Below are 13,764 nucleotides of genomic sequence, written 5' to 3'. Positions count from 1 at the left end.
GGGCATACAGGTCTTACGTTCTCAATGTGCGGCTTTCGACAGCCGCCGCGGACACGAAGCCCCCGGTTGTTCCCCCGTGATCGGGGGCTTCGTTCCGCCCTCTCCACCCCTCACCGGGCCCTTCCCCGCCGCCCGTGCTCACCCTGGGTCACCGCTTCCGGATCTTGCGCTTCTCCTTAAGCCCACCCCGCCTGCGCAGGTACGATGCCCGCAGGTGCGGTCAAATCCCGTCCATACGCCGACGGTTGTGGGGGACCCGATGGACATCGGCACGCAGGGCTCGCAGGCCCCCGCCGAACTCGCCTGGCTGCGCGGAGTGGACGCCTACACGATGGGCGCCTATCCGCAGGCCGAGGAGGAGTTCCGGGCCGCGGTGCGGATCGATCCCGGCATGGCGGACGCCTGGCTGGGGCTGCACGCCCTCCGGGTGGACACCACCACCGCGCTGCTGCGCATGTACCGCAACCGCGAGCGCTTCGGCGAACAGCGCGCCCGGCACCGCCGCACCCTCAACTCCTGGTACTGGCTGGGCTGGTGGGTTCAGCCGGTACTGGAACGCCCGCGCGACCTGCTGCTCGCCCACGCCTCCCACTGGCTCGACGGGCGGCACGTCCCGGAGCTCGACCGGGCGCTCGCCGAGCTGCCGCCGGTCGACACCGACCCGCAGGTCCGCTTCCTGCACGCCTGCCGCTCCTACCTGGTCAAGGACTGGGACCAGCTGGTCCGGCACACCGAACCGCTCGTGGACGACCCGCTGCTCGGCATCGAGGCGGGCCTCTTCGGCGGCATGGCCCGGGTGCGCCTGGAGATGTACGGGCAGGCCGAGCCGCTGCTCTCGGCGGCCCTGATGCGCTGCCGCAGCGAGCAGCCGCAGCGCAAGGAGCTGCGCTACTGGCTCGCCCGCGCCCACGAGGGCACCGGCCGCAGCGCCGCCGCCCTCCCGCTCTACCGGGCGGTGCACCGCGTCGACCCCGCGTTCATGGACACCGCCGCCCGGCTCGCCGCCATCGCCGAGTACGACGGCTTCGACGGGCTCGACGGCATGGACGAGCAGGCCGGTCTCGCCGCCATCGCCCTCGGCACGATCGGTTCCGGCTCCGGCTCCGGCCCCGGCCCCGGTTCCGGGCAGGAGGGCACGGACACCGCCGCCGGCCCCGAGACGGAGCCCCTGTCCCCCGGCGGCGACGGGCCGCGCCGCTCCCCGGAGCCGGTGCCGCCGACCGCGCCCCGGGAGGTCGTACGGCACAGCTCCCCGGTGCCCGCGCAGCCCGCACCGCCGCGCTTCCCGGCCGGGCCGACCGATCCGGTGCTGCTCGCCGAAGCGCTCGCCGAGCTGGAGGGCATGGTCGGGCTCGAACCGGTGAAGCGTCAGGTCAAGGCGCTCTCCGCGCAGTTGGAGATGGCACGGCTGCGGGCGGGGCAGGGGCTGCCGGTGCAGCCGCCGAAGCGGCACTTCGTCTTCTCCGGGCCGTCCGGCACCGGCAAGACCACGGTCGCCCGGATCCTCGGCCGGGTCTTCTACGCGCTCGGCCTGCTCGGCGGCGACCATCTCGTGGAGGCCCAACGGGCCGACCTCGTCGGCGAGTTCCTCGGCCAGACGGCGGTGAAGGCGAACGAGCTGATCGACTCGGCGGTCGGCGGGGTGCTCTTCGTCGACGAGGCGTACGCGCTCTCCAACTCCGGTTACAGCAAGGGCGACGCGTACGGCGACGAGGCCCTCCAGGTGCTGCTGAAGCGGGCCGAGGACAACCGCGACCACCTCGTCGTCATCCTGGCGGGGTACCCGGAGGGCATGGACCGGCTGCTCGCCGCCAACCCCGGACTCTCCTCCCGCTTCACCACCCGGGTCGACTTCCCGTCCTACCGGCCGCTCGAACTCACCGCGATCGGCGAGGTGCTGGCCGCGGCGAACGGCGACGGCTGGGACGAGGAGGCGCTCGACGAGCTGCGCTCGATCAGCGGCCACGTCGTCGAGCAGGGCTGGATCGACGAGCTGGGCAACGGCCGCTTCCTGCGCACCCTGTACGAGAAGTCCTGCGCCTACCGCGACCTGCGGCTCTCCGGCTACTCCGGCACGCTCACCCGCGAGGACCTGGCGACCCTGCGGCTCGGGGACCTCATGCAGGCGTACGGCGAGGTGCTGTCGGGCCGCGGTCCGGCGGACCGCGGCCCCCAGCAGGAACCCCCGTTCTGACCCGCTAGGCGACGGGCGCCGGGGCGGGGTTCAGCCGGTGCGCGGGGTCGCGGACCTCGCCCACCAGGGTCTCCAGGACGTCCTCCAGGGCGACCAGGCCGAGGACCCGGCCGGAGGCGTCCGCGACCTGCGCGAGGTGGGTGGCGGCCCGGCGCATCACGGTGAGGGCGTCGTCGAGCGGCAGCTCCGCGCGGAGCGTCGCCATCGGGCGCCACAGCCGGCCCGGCACCGGCCGGTCCCGCTCCTCCAGGTCGAGCACGTCCTTGACGTGCACGAAGCCGAGGAAGACGGTCTGCCCGCGATCCTCGGCGAGGACCGGGAAGCGGGAGTAGCCGGTCCGTACGGTCAGCTCCTCGATCTGCTCCGGGGTGGCCGACGGCGGGACGGTGACGAGCGCCGCGGCCGGGAGGAGGACGTCGGTGACCGGGCGGCTGCCCAGCTCCAGGGCGTCCTCCAGGCGCTCCTGCTCCGCCGGGTCGAGGAGGCCCGCCTGACCGGCGTCCTCGACGAGCCGGCCGAGCTGGGCGCTGGTGAAGACCGCCTCCACCTCGTCCTTCGGCTCGACCTTGAAGGCCCGCAGCACCAGGGCCGAGCAGGCGCCGAGGGCGGCCGTCACCGGCCGGCAGAGCCGGGCGAAGGCGACCAGGGTGGGGGCGAGCCGGAGCGCGGTCCGCTCGGGCGCGGCCATCGCGAGGTTCTTCGGGACCATCTCGCCGATGACGAGGTGGAGGAAGACGACCACGGCGAGGGCGATCACATAGCCGAGCGGATGGATGAGCCCGGCCGGCACGCCGACGGCGTGGAAGGCCGGTTCGAGGAGGTGGGCGACGGTCGGTTCGGCGACCGCGCCGAGGGTGAGGGAGCAGACGGTGATGCCGAACTGCGCGGCGGCCATCATCCGCGGCAGGTTCTCCAGGCCGTACAGGACCTGCTTGGCGCGGGCCCCGCCGAGCGGCTCGATCTGGCTGCGGCGGACGGAGACGAGCGCGAACTCGGCGCCGACGAAGAAGCCGTTGGCCAGGACGAGGAAGAGGGCGAGGAGGAGCTGGAGGGTGCTCATCGGACCGCCTCCGCCATCGGCACCGGGGCGGTGCGGACGATCCGGACCCGCTCGGCCCGGAAGCGGTCGACCCGGCGCACCGAGAGCCGCCAGCCGGGCAGTTCGGCCCGGTCGCCGGGGGCCGGGATCCGGCCGAGGAGGTCGGCGACGAGCCCGGCGACCGTCTCGTACGGGCCGTCCGGCACGTCGAGGCCTATCCGGCGCAGGGTGTGGACCCGGCAGGAGCCGTCGGCCTCCCAGGCGGGGCGGCCGTCCTCGGCGGGCGCGGCGGCCAGCTCGGGGAGGGCGTCGGCGGCGGTGTCGTGCTCGTCGCGGACCTCGCCGACGAGTTCCTCGACGATGTCCTCCAGGGTGACCACGCCCGCCGTGCCGCCGTACTCGTCGACGACGACGGCGATCGGCTGCTCGCGGCGCAGCCGCTCCAGGAGGGCCTGGACGGGCAGCGACTCGGGGACGAGGAGCGGCGGGACGGCGATCCGTCCGACCGAGGTCCGCGGGCGTGCGTCGGGGGCGACGGCGAGCGCGTCCTTGAGGTGGACCATGCCGACGACCTCGTCGATGCGGTCCCGGTAGACCGGGAAGCGCGAGAGGCCGGTGGCGCGCGTGAGGTTGAGGACGTCGGCCGCCGTGGCGTCCCACTGGAGGGCGCTGACCTTCACACGCGGGGTCATGACCTGCTCGGCGGTGAGGCCGGCCAGGGACAGGGTGCGTACGAAGAGGTCGGCGGTGTCCTGTTCGAGGGCGCCGGCGCGGGCCGAGTGCCGGGCGAGGGATTCCAGCTCGCCGGGGGTGCGGACCGAGTCGAGCTCCTCGGTGGGCTCGACGCCCAGGGCGCGGACCAGTCCGTTCGCCACCCGGTTGAGCAGGGCGATCACCGGCCGGAAGACGGCGGAGAAGCGGCGCTGCGGGGCGGCGACGAAGCGGGCGACCTGGAGCGGCCGGGAGACCGCCCAGTTCTTGGGCACCAGTTCGCCGACGACCATCTGCACGGCCGAGGCGAGCAGCATGCCGATCACCACGGCCACCCCGGAGACGGCGCCCGGGGGGAGCCCGGTGGCGGTCAGCGGGGCGCGCAGCAGGCCGGCGAGCGCGGGCTCGGCGAGCATGCCGACGACGAGCGAGGTGAGGGTGATGCCGAGCTGGGTGCCGGAGAGCTGGAAGGAGAGCTCGCGCAGCGCCGAGACGACGGTGCGGGCGCGCCGGTCACCGGCGGCCGCGGCCCGCTCGGCCTCCGCGCGCTCGACGGTCACGAGACCGAACTCGGCGGCGACGAAGAAGCCGTTGGCGAGGATCAGGAGAAAGGCTGCCAGAAGGAGCAGCAGGGAGACGATCATGCCGCCGCCTCGGGGGACGAGGGGGCGGCGCATGTACTACCGGACGATCCGTCCATTGCCGGAGGGAGTCACTCCTCGGGTCGTAGGGTGGCCTCGCCGGCCGCCGGCGGCGGCCCTGCACACGCGAGGCGGTGGCGCACTCGGCACCACCGCCTCAAGAGTAGCCACGCGAAGGCCCCGTGGGGCAGGGGGGACGCCCCGGATGGGGGACGGTCCGGGGCTCGCCCGAAGGCCGGGATCGGGGTCCGGCCGGGGTTCAGGCCGCCTCGGCTCCGGTGCCCCGGCTGTCCGCGAGGGCCCGCAGGGCGCGGGCGTCCCTGATGGCGGACTCCTTGGCGATGCCGGGCTGGATGCCGAGGGCCGGCAGGCTGGTGCCGTCGCTGAGGTCCAGGAAGACCCACGGGTCGCCGGGACGGAGGTTGACGCGGAGGATCTCCGCCCAGGCGAGGCGCCGGGTGCGGGTGATGTTGACGACCGTGACGCCCTCGCTGTCGGCGACGACCTTGGGGCGGCTCAGCAGCACCAGGACGCCGAGGAAGAGGACGGCGGTGAGGACGAAGCTGGCCCGCTCGCCCGGCCCGAGCCGCTCCAGCATCAGGGCCACGGCGGTGATCGCCGCGAACATGGCGACGCCCACGGTCAGCAGGACGGCGCGGGTGCGGCCCGGCCGGAAGGTGACCGGGAGGGCGGGCGTGGACGGCTCGGACATCGGGTACCTCGGTGCCAGGAATGGAGCGGCGGGGATCAGAGACGGCAGGCGTGGATCGCGGTGGTGAGGATCGCGCGGGCGCCGATCTCGTACAGGTCGTCCATGATCCGCTGCGCCTCCTTGGCCGGGACCATCGCGCGGACGGCGACCCAGCCCTCGTTGTGCAGCGGGGAGACGGTCGGCGACTCCAGGCCGGGGGTGAGGGCGACGGCCTGCTCCAGGTGCTCGGCGCGGCAGTCGTAGTCCATCATCACGTAACTGCGGGCGACCAGGACGCCCTGGAGGCGGCGCAGGAACTGCTGGACCTGCGGCTGGTCCGTCTCGGCGCCGTGGCGGCGGACGACGATCGCCTCGGACTTGAGGATCGGCTCGCCGATGACCTCCAGGCCGGCGTTGCGCAGGCTGGTGCCGGTCTCGACGACGTCGGCGATGACCTGGGCGACGCCCAGCTGGATCGCGGTCTCGACGGCGCCGTCCAGGTGGACGACGGAGGCGTCGATGCCCTGGTCGGCGAGGTGCTTGGCGACGATGCCCTCGTAGGAGGTGGCGATCGTCATGCCGCCGAAGTCCTCCGGGCCCTTGGCGGTGCCCGGGCGGGTGGCGTAGCGGAAGGTGGAGCGGCCGAAGTTCAGCGCCAGGATCTCCTCGGCGCTGGCGCCGGAGTCGAGCAGCAGGTCACGGCCGGTGATGCCGATGTCCAGCTTGCCGGACGCCACGTAGATGGCGATGTCCTTGGGCCGCAGGTAGAAGAACTCGACCTCGTTGTCGGGGTCGATGACCACCAGTTCCTTGGACTCCTTGCGCTGGCGGTAGCCGGCCTCATGGAGCATGGCCGACGCAGGTCCGGAGAGGGAACCCTTGTTGGGGACGGCGATGCGCAGCATGGGGTGGGCTTCCTTTGCCTGGGGAGTGGTGGGAGACGGTGGGTGCGTGCTCAGGGGCGGGCCGTGCCGGGGACGGCCCGTGCTCGGGACGGGCCGTGCTCAGAGGTGGGCGTAGACGTCGTCGAGGGAGATCCCGCGCGCGACCATCATCACCTGGACGTGGTACAGCAGCTGCGAGATCTCCTCGGCGGCGGCTTCCTTGCCCTCGTACTCGGCGGCCATCCAGACCTCTGCGGCCTCCTCGACGACCTTCTTGCCGATGGCATGGACGCCCTTGCCGACCAGCTCGGCGGTGCGGGAGGTGCTGGGGTCGCCGTTGGCGGCCTTGAGCTGAAGCTCGGTGAAGAGCTCTTCGAAGGTTTTGTTCGCCATGATGTCCTTAGAGTACGGGTTCACCCGGAGGCCCCGTCGCCAGGGTTCACTCCGTGGACTTCCGCCAGGGCTCGCTGACCGACCGGAGGATGGTGGCGGTGGCGACGGCGGCGGTGACGGCCTCGTGGCCCTTGTCCTCGTTCGACCCCTCCAGGCCGGCGCGGTCCAGCGCCTGCTCCTCGTTGTCGCAGGTCAGCACGCCGAAGCCGACGGGGACTCCGGTGTCGATCGAGACCTGCACCAGGCCCTGGGTGACGCCCTGGCACACGTAGTCGAAGTGGGGGGTGCCGCCGCGGATGACCACGCCGAGGGCGACGACCGCGTCGTAGCCGCGCTCCGCGAGGACCTTCGCCACGACCGGGAGCTCGAAGCTGCCGGGGACGCGGAGCAGGGTGGGCTCGTCGATGCCGAGCTCGGACAGCGCGCGCAGGGCGCCGTCCACGAGGCCGTCCATGATCTTCTCGTGCCACTGGGCCGCGACGACCGCGACCCGCAGGTCGCCGCAGTTCTTCACGCTGAGGACGGGTGCGCCCTTGCCGCTCATGGTTCTCCTAGCCGGTGTGTGTCGTACGGAGGTGGTTACTGGTTGCCGCAGGTGGAGGCCGGGGAGCCGTCGAGCCAGGGGAGGTCGTGGCCCATCCGGTCCCGCTTGGTGCGCAGGTACTGGAGGTTGTGCTCGCCGGCCGTCACGGGCATCGGCTCGCGGCCCTCGACGGTGAGGCCGTGCCGGGTGAGGGCCTCGATCTTGTCGGGGTTGTTGGTCATCAGGCGGAGGCTGCGGACGCCGAGGTCGCCGAGGATCTGGGCGCCGGCCGCGTAGTCGCGGGCGTCGGCGGGCAGGCCGAGTTCGAGGTTGGCGTCGAGGGTGTCGCGGCCGCGCTCCTGGAGTTCGTACGCGCGCAGCTTGGAGAGCAGGCCGATGCCGCGCCCCTCGTGGCCGCGGAGGTAGACGACGACGCCGCGGCCGGCCTTCTGGATGCGGTCCATGGACGCCTGGAGCTGGGGGCCGCAGTCGCAGCGCAGCGAGTGGAAGACGTCGCCGGTGAGGCACTCGGAGTGGACCCGGACGAGGACGTCGGCGCCGTCGCCGATCTCGCCGTGGACGAGGGCGACGTGCTCGACTCCGTCGACGGTGGAGCGGTAGCCGTAGGCGGTGAAGTCGCCGTGGGCGGTGGGGAGGTGGACCTCGGCCTCGCGGCGGACGGTGGGCTCGGCGGAGCGGCGGTAGGCGATCAGGTCCTCGATGGAGATGATCGTCAGGCCGTGCTTGCGGGCGAAGGGGACGAGTTCGGGCAGGCGGAGCATCACGCCGTCCTCGCCGGCGATCTCGACGATCGCGCCGGCGGGGCGGAGGCCCGCGAGGCGGGCGAGGTCGACGGCGGCCTCGGTGTGCCCGGGGCGGGCGAGGACGCCGCCCTCGCGGGCGCGCAGCGGGAAGATGTGGCCGGGGCGGACGAAGTCGGAGGGCTCGTGGCGGCCGCTCGCGAGCATCCGGAGGGTGGTGGCGCGGTCGGCGGCGGAGATGCCGGTGGTGACGCCGTGCTCGGGGCCCGCGTCGACGGAGACGGTGAAGGCGGTCCGCATCGACTCGGTGTTGTGCTCGACCATCTGCGGGAGGTCGAGCCGCTCCAGCTCGTCGTGCTCCATGGGGGCGCAGATCAGGCCGCGGCACTCGCTCATCATGAAGGCGACGACCTCGGGCGTGGCCTTCTCCGCGGCGATGACGAGGTCGCCCTCGTTCTCGCGGTCCTCGTCGTCGACGACGACCACCGGGCGGCCTGCGGCGATGTCGCTGATCGCCTGCTCGACGGGGTCGAGGGCGAGGCTCTCATCGAAATCCCAGGGGTTCATGCGGGGGCTCCTTCCAGGACGGGGGTGCGGGACCGGAGCCACCAGTCGCGCATGCCCCACAGGACGAGGGCGAAGTAGACGACGTAGACGAGGCCGGAGAAGGCGAGGCCGCTGCTGAAGGCGAGCGGGACGCCGACGAGGTCGACCAGGAGCCAGGCGAACCAGAACTCGACCAGGCCGCGGGCCTGGGCGACCATCGCGACGAGGGTGCCGACGAAGATGTACGCGTCGGCCCACGGGCTCCAGGAGAGCGACGGGTAGAGGGTGAAGAGGCCGCCGACGGCGAGGGTGCCGAGGAGGGCGCCGCCCGCGAGGAGGCCGCGCTCCTTCCAGGTGGCGAAGCGGACGGCGATGGAGCCGTCCTGCGCCTGCTGCCTGCCGCGGTTCCACTGCCACCAGCCCCAGGCGGCGACGCCGATGACGAGGAGCTGCTTGCCGACGCCTCCGGCGAGGTCGGCGGAGGCGTACGCGCCGACGAGGATCAGGCCGGAGAGGAGCTGGGCGGGCCAGGTGAGGATGGAGCGGCGCCAGCCGAGGGCCAGGGCTATGAGGCCGATCGTGTTGCCGATCATGTCCGACCAGATGATGTGCTGGTCGAGGACGGTGAACGCCTCGGAGTTGAGCCAGCTCACTTGCCGTTCTCCTGTGCGTCCGTGCCGAGCAGCCGCTCGACGTACTTGGCGATGACGTCCACTTCGAGGTTGACAAGTGCGCCGCTCTGCTTGAGGCCGAGCGTGGTCAGGTCGAGGGTGGTGGGGATGAGGCTGATGGTGAACCAGTCGTCGCCGACCTCGACGACGGTGAGGCTGACGCCGTCGACGGTGATGGAGCCCTTCTCGACGACGTAGCGGGCGAGCGGGGCGGGGAGGCCGACCTTGACGAGCTCCCAGTGCTCGGAGGGGGTGCGCTCCAGGATGGTGCCGGTGCCGTCCACGTGGCCCTGGACGATGTGTCCGCCGAGCCGGCCGCCGACGGCCATGGGGCGCTCCAGGTTGACCCGGGAGCCGACGTCGAGGGCGCCGAGGCTGGACCGCTTGAGGGTCTCGGCCATGACGTCGGCGGTGAACTCGCCGTCGCCGTGCTCGACGACCGTGAGACAGACACCGTTGACGGCGATGGAGTCGCCGTGCTGGGCGCCTTCCGTGACCACGGGGCCGCGGAGCCGGAAGCGGGAGGCGTCCTCCAGCTGCTCGACGGCGACGACCTCGCCCAGTTCTTCGACGATTCCGGTGAACACGGTCAGACTCCCTTGAGGGTCGGGACGGCGGTGATGCGGATATCGGATCCGATGTGTGCGGTCTCGGTGATGTCGAGGCGCAACGCGCGCGTGAGGGTGGTGATTCCGGCGTCGGCGAGGGCGTTCGGCCCTGCGCCGAGGAGGACCGGGGCGAGGTAGCCGACGACCTGGTCGACGGCGCCCGCGGCGACGAAGGCGCCCGCGAGGGTGGGGCCGCCTTCGAGGAGGACGGAGCGGATGCCGCGCGCGTACAGGTGGGCGAGCAGCTCGTGCACGCCGAGGCGGCCGTCGCGCGGCGGCAGCCGGAGCAGGTCGACGCCGGGCAGGTGCCGGGTGTCGGCGTCCTCGCCGACGACGAGCAGCGTGGGCGCGGCGTCGTCGAGGATCCGGGCGGTGGGCAGGAGCTCGGCGCGGGTGTCCAGGGCGACCCGCAGCGGCTGGACGGCGCCGTCGACGCCGCGGACGGCGAGGTGCGGGTCGTCGGTGCGCAGCGTTCCGCCGCCGACCAGGACGGCGTCGGCCTCGGCGCGCAGCCGGTGGACGTCGGCGCGGGACTCGGCGGAGCTGATCCAGCGGGAGGTGCCGTCGGCGGCGGCGATCCGGCCGTCGAGGGTGGCGGCGTACTTCCAGCGGACGAAGGGGCGGCCGGTGCGGACGGAGGTGAGCCAGGCGGTGTTGCCCGCCTCGGCCTCGGCCTCCAGGAGGCCGCCCTCGACCTCGACGCCGGCCGCGCGGAGGGTGTCCGCACCCCCGGTGGCCTGCGGGTTCGGGTCGGCGACGGCGTAGACGACGCGGGCGATCCCGGCCTCGATCAGGGCCTGGGCGCAGGGACCGGTGCGGCCGGTGTGGTTGCAGGGTTCGAGGGTGACGTAGGCGGTGCCGCCGCGGGCCTCCTGGCCGGCCGCGCGCAGGGCGTGGACCTCGGCGTGGGGGCCTCCGGCGCGCTGGTGCCAGCCCTCGCCGACGACCCGTCCGGAGGCGTCGGTGACGACGCAGCCGACGACGGGGTTGGGGCTGGTGGCGCCGAGTCCGCGGGCGGCGAGCTCCACGGCGCGTCGCATGGCGGTGATGTCGGCCTGCCGGTCCACCGGGTCCTCCTGCCTCTTCGGGCACGGACTCCGGGGCCTGTCGATGACGACAGAGAGCGGATACGACGACTGCGCAGCAGGTGTGCCGATACGGCCGGAGGTCCACGGGTGCGCCGACGCGAAACGCGGCCACCAGCGGACGTACGGCCGGCACACCCCTGTCAGGGGTCGCCCGCCGCGCACTGCCTCCCATCCGGACTTTCACCGTCGGTCCAGGAATTTCACCTGATCAACCGGCCGCTGGCTTGCGGACGGGTCGCGGACTATACCGCCGGTTCGGAATTACACCGACCCCGGAGTGCGCTGCTGCTGATACACGGCCAGTCTGCCACGCCTTGTCAAAGGTCATGCACACGATCTCTGTGCGATGGCTCACAACGGCCTTCTGGAATGTTCATTTGGTCCAGACCTATTGACGCACTGGTCTAGTCCTCTTAATGTCCGTGTCACCTCCGAGGCACGGTCCGCCGGTGTGCGCACACCACGGGCCCAACACGTACCACCCCCTTGTTCGTTGCGTGTTTTTTGACCTCCCCGAGGAGGACCAGATCGTGCTGTCCCCCACGACCAAGAGAGCGTCGCTGCTCGCGTCCGGTGCCGCCGTCGCCGGACTGCTGCTCAGCTCGCTCGCCGGCGGCGTCTCGTACGCGGCCGACAACGAGTCCTGTCGCCCCGACGGCCTGTACAAGACGCCCGGCGTCGACGTGCCCTACTGCTCGGTCTACGACACCGAGGGCCGCGAGAAGATGGGCACCGACCACCAGCGCCGCGTCATCGGCTACTTCACGGGCTGGCGCACCGGAAAGAACGGCGAGCCCGCGTACCTCGCCAAGGACATCCCGTGGGACAAGATCACCCACATCAACTACGCCTTCGGCCACATCGGCGGCGACAACAAGCTCTCGGTCGGCACGGACGGGCCGGACAACGCGGCCACCGGCATGACCTGGCCCGGCGTGGCCGGCGCCGAGATGGACCCGGCCCTCCCCTACAAGGGCCACTTCAACCTGCTGAACAAGTTCAAGAAGCAGCACCCCGACGTCAAGACGCTGATCTCGGTCGGCGGCTGGGCCGAGACCGGCGGGTACTTCGCCGACAACGGCGACCGGGTGAACTCCGGCGGCTTCTACTCGATGGCGACCAACGCCGACGGCTCGGTCAACCAGGCCGGCATCGACACCTTCGCCACCTCGGCGGTCGACTTCATCCGGAAGTACGGGTTCAACGGCGTCGACATCGACTACGAGTACCCGACCACCATGAAGGACGCGGGCAACCCGCTCGACTGGACCCTCGCCAACGCCCGGCGCGCCGGCCTGGTCCAGGGCTACGCGGCCCTCATGAAGTCCCTGCGCGAGAAGCTGGACACGGCCGGCGCCGCCGACGGCAAGCACTACCTGCTGACCGTCGCCGCCCCGTCCTCCGGCTACCTGCTGCGCGGCATGGAGACCTTCCAGGTCCAGAAGTACCTGGACTACGTCAACATCATGTCGTACGACCTGCACGGCGCCTGGAACGAGTACGTCGGCCCGAACGCCTCGCTCTTCGACGACGGCAAGGACGGCGAGCTCGCCGCCGCCAACGTCTACGGCTCGTCCCAGTACGGCGGGATCGGCTACCTCAACACCGACTGGGCGTACCACTACTTCCGCGGCTCCATGCCGGCCGGCCGGATCAACATCGGCCTGCCCTACTACACCCGCGGCCACAAGAACGTGCAGGGCGGCACCGACGGCCTGTGGGGCAAGGCCACCGCGGCCACCTGCCCGGCCGGCGCCGGTCTGACCAAGTGCGGTGACGGCGCCGTCGGCATCGACAACCTGTGGCACGACAAGGACACCGCGGGCAAGGAGTCGCCCGCCGGCTCCAACCCGATGTGGCACGCCAAGAACCTGGAGAAGGGGATCGTCGGCGACTACGTCACCCAGTACGGCTTCCCCGCGAACACCACCCTGACCGGCACCTACGCCCGCAAGTACGACTCGACCCTGGTCGCGCCGTGGCTGTGGAACGCCGAGAAGAAGGTCTTCCTCTCCACCGAGGACGAACAGTCCGTGGCCGCCAAGGCCGACTACGTGGTCGACCGCGGCATCGGCGGCACCATGGTCTGGGAGATGGCCGGCGACTACTCCTGGAACGCGGCCAAGGGCCAGTACGAGATGGGCTCCACGCTCACCTCGCTGATGTACGACAAGTTCAAGGCCGCCACCCCGTACGGCGCCAAGAAGTCGAACAAGGCGCTGCCGGACCGGGCCGTGAACATCGAGACCGCCTTCACCGAGTTCAAGCTGGGCGACTCGAACTACCCGATCACCCCCAAGGTGAAGATCACCAACCGGACGAACACCACGCTGCCCGGCGGCACGGAGTTCCAGTTCGACTACGGCACCTCGGCCCCGGCCAACGCCTCCGACCAGTCCGGCTTCGGCACCAAGGTCGTCAGCAGCGACCACACGGGCTCCAACGTGGGCGGTCTGAAGGGCGACTTCCACCGGGTCTCGCTGAAGCTCCCGGCCTGGCAGACCCTGGCCCCCGGCGCGACCGTCGAGCTCTCCTTCAACTACTACCTGCCGGTGTCCACCCCCTCCAACTGGACGGTGAACATCGACGGCACCACGTACGCCCTCGCCGGCGACCTGGCGCGCGGCACGACGACGGTGGAGCCCGGCACGGGCACCACGCCGCCGACCACCCCGCCCACCACGCCGCCGACGACCCCGCCGACGACCCCGCCGACCACTCCCCCGACCACCCCGCCGACCACGCCGCCGACGACGCCGCCCGCGGGCTGCGCGGCCCCGGCGTACGTGGCCGGCCAGGTCTACAACGCGGGCAACGAGGTCTCCCACAACGGCCACACGTGGAAGGCCAAGTGGTGGACGCAGAACGAGGCGCCCGGCACCACCGGTGAGTGGGGCGTCTGGCAGGACCTCGGCGCCTGCTGACGCACCACCCCCGCAAGACCCCCGGCGGCGGTCTCACGGCCCTTGGCCGCCGCCGGGCCGCACCCTCCGCGCCGCGCCCCCCTGTCCGGG

Annotated in this window: 12 protein-coding genes and 1 riboswitch; of the genes, 2 read left to right on the top strand and 10 right to left on the bottom strand. The window is 72.2% G+C overall.

Annotated features, from left to right (window positions below; genetic code table 11):
* Positions 1-259 precede the first annotated feature (259 nt).
* Positions 260-2,194 (top strand): AAA family ATPase, encoded by a 1,935-nt coding sequence (locus HHL19_RS26070; protein ID WP_169092772.1) that lies wholly within the window; start codon positions 260-262, stop codon positions 2,192-2,194.
* Between the two features lie 4 nt (positions 2,195-2,198).
* Here HHL19_RS26070 and HHL19_RS26065 read toward each other — a convergent pair whose 3' ends face one another.
* From HHL19_RS26065 to ribD, 10 genes are all read right to left on the bottom strand, one after another.
* Positions 2,199-3,254: a hemolysin family protein gene (locus tag HHL19_RS26065; protein WP_169092771.1), complete on the bottom strand. Its 1,056-nt coding sequence runs from the start codon at positions 3,252-3,254 to the stop codon at positions 2,199-2,201.
* The gene (locus HHL19_RS26060; RefSeq protein ID WP_169092849.1) at positions 3,251-4,588 is read right to left on the bottom strand and encodes a hemolysin family protein; all 1,338 of its coding nucleotides are present in this window, start codon (positions 4,586-4,588) and stop codon (positions 3,251-3,253) included. The genes HHL19_RS26065 and HHL19_RS26060 overlap by 4 nt, the downstream gene beginning before the upstream one ends.
* A gap of 256 nt (positions 4,589-4,844) precedes the next feature.
* The gene (locus tag HHL19_RS26055; RefSeq protein WP_169092770.1) at positions 4,845-5,297 is read right to left on the bottom strand and encodes a PH domain-containing protein; all 453 of its coding nucleotides are present in this window, start codon (positions 5,295-5,297) and stop codon (positions 4,845-4,847) included.
* Between the two features lie 35 nt (positions 5,298-5,332).
* Positions 5,333-6,181, bottom strand: a complete 849-nt coding sequence (hisG, locus tag HHL19_RS26050) for an ATP phosphoribosyltransferase (protein ID WP_169092769.1) — start codon at positions 6,179-6,181, stop codon at positions 5,333-5,335.
* A gap of 99 nt (positions 6,182-6,280) precedes the next feature.
* Complete coding sequence (locus tag HHL19_RS26045) at positions 6,281-6,553, bottom strand: phosphoribosyl-ATP diphosphatase (protein WP_031005643.1); 273 nt, start codon at positions 6,551-6,553, stop codon at positions 6,281-6,283.
* 46 nt (positions 6,554-6,599) lie between these two features.
* Positions 6,600-7,097, bottom strand: a complete 498-nt coding sequence (gene ribH, locus HHL19_RS26040) for a 6,7-dimethyl-8-ribityllumazine synthase (protein ID WP_169092768.1) — start codon at positions 7,095-7,097, stop codon at positions 6,600-6,602.
* A gap of 35 nt (positions 7,098-7,132) precedes the next feature.
* The gene (locus tag HHL19_RS26035; RefSeq protein WP_169092767.1) at positions 7,133-8,404 is read right to left on the bottom strand and encodes a bifunctional 3,4-dihydroxy-2-butanone-4-phosphate synthase/GTP cyclohydrolase II; all 1,272 of its coding nucleotides are present in this window, start codon (positions 8,402-8,404) and stop codon (positions 7,133-7,135) included.
* Positions 8,401-8,976: a nicotinamide mononucleotide transporter family protein gene (locus tag HHL19_RS26030; RefSeq protein ID WP_206325562.1), complete on the bottom strand. Its 576-nt coding sequence runs from the start codon at positions 8,974-8,976 to the stop codon at positions 8,401-8,403. Before HHL19_RS26030 ends, HHL19_RS26035 begins: the two co-directional genes overlap by 4 nt.
* A gap of 56 nt (positions 8,977-9,032) precedes the next feature.
* Complete coding sequence (locus HHL19_RS26025) at positions 9,033-9,641, bottom strand: riboflavin synthase (protein WP_169092765.1); 609 nt, start codon at positions 9,639-9,641, stop codon at positions 9,033-9,035.
* Between the two features lie 2 nt (positions 9,642-9,643).
* On the bottom strand, positions 9,644-10,729 hold the full coding sequence (gene ribD / locus HHL19_RS26020) for a bifunctional diaminohydroxyphosphoribosylaminopyrimidine deaminase/5-amino-6-(5-phosphoribosylamino)uracil reductase RibD (RefSeq protein WP_169092764.1): 1,086 nt from the start codon (positions 10,727-10,729) through the stop codon (positions 9,644-9,646).
* A gap of 175 nt (positions 10,730-10,904) precedes the next feature.
* Positions 10,905-11,035: riboswitch (FMN riboswitch) on the bottom strand.
* 245 nt (positions 11,036-11,280) lie between these two features.
* On the opposite strand from ribD, the gene HHL19_RS26015 reads away from it, so the two are divergent.
* Positions 11,281-13,674, top strand: a complete 2,394-nt coding sequence (locus HHL19_RS26015; RefSeq protein WP_169092763.1) for a chitinase C-terminal domain-containing protein — start codon at positions 11,281-11,283, stop codon at positions 13,672-13,674.
* The last annotated feature ends 90 nt before the right edge of the window (positions 13,675-13,764 follow it).

This window comes from Streptomyces sp. R302 (assembly GCF_012927245.1).
GTDB lineage: Bacteria > Actinomycetota > Actinomycetes > Streptomycetales > Streptomycetaceae > Streptomyces.
The sequence above is the reverse complement of the archived record's forward strand: the minus strand, read 5'-3'. Positions and strand labels throughout refer to the sequence as shown.